The following is an 831-nucleotide window of genomic DNA, read 5'->3' on the forward strand; positions in this document are numbered from 1 at the left end:
CAAGTGTCCATCAATTGTTTCCCGATGCGAGCGATGCCGCCCGAAATCCCCCCTAGCCCCCCTTTGCGAAAGGGGGGGAAGTTGTTGATGAGCACTTTCTTAGCGCCAAGTCCCTCTCAATCGACCCTTTCTGAAGGATTCAAGCGCTTTCTGAAGGGTTCAAGCGTGCCGAGGGTTGATTTCTGATTGGATTGGTGTGTTATTTGAAGTTTGGTGTATTGCTTGAAAGAGCAGGCTCCATCTTATGATGCGTCGTCCCGTCCACGCGTGGTCGACCAAGGACACTGCGGAGACTCCCATGGAAACCAACTCGACCTCGGTGCTGGCCCTCGAAGATCCTGGCGCGATGGGTGATGCAACAGAGGATGCCGAGAGCACTCGGCGGTCAAGCTTGGCTCCAGCGTCGCACAGCCGAGCCCTCGCGGGCCTCTTCGAGCCCGGCCGCAATTGCTGGCGCGTCGCCCATGCCGCACGGCTTGGCGTCCTGGTCGACGGTGAGGACTACTACCGCGCGGTGCGCAAGTCCATGATCAAGGCGCGCCGCCGCATCTATATCGCCGGGTGGGACCTTCACAGTCAGTTGGAACTCGTGAGGGGGCCGGTCGACGACGACCTGCCCACCCAACTGGCCGATCTGCTTATCGCTTTGCTGGAGCGTAACCCCGCGTTGGATGTCTATAGTGGACCCCGAAAATTGGACACGGATTTAAGTTATCGCCTCGCACATTAACGAGGAGAGCGACAGTGACAGAGAGCAAGCGTAAGACCTTTTCGGCGAGCTTCAAGGCGAAGGTGGGGCTTGAGGCGATTCGTGGGGTCAAGACGACCAAC

1 protein-coding gene is annotated in these 831 nt (G+C 58.5%); it reads left to right on the plus strand.

The genetic code is table 11. From position 1 onward, the window contains the following. The first annotated feature begins 298 nt into the window (after nt 1-298). Entirely contained in the window at nt 299-730 is a 432-nt protein-coding gene (locus G3480_RS26995) for a phospholipase D-like domain-containing protein (protein ID WP_164657259.1), read from the plus strand. Nucleotides 731-831 lie beyond the last annotated feature (101 nt).

The organism is Thiorhodococcus mannitoliphagus (assembly GCF_010915725.1).
GTDB classification, from domain to species: domain Bacteria; phylum Pseudomonadota; class Gammaproteobacteria; order Chromatiales; family Chromatiaceae; genus Thiorhodococcus; species Thiorhodococcus mannitoliphagus.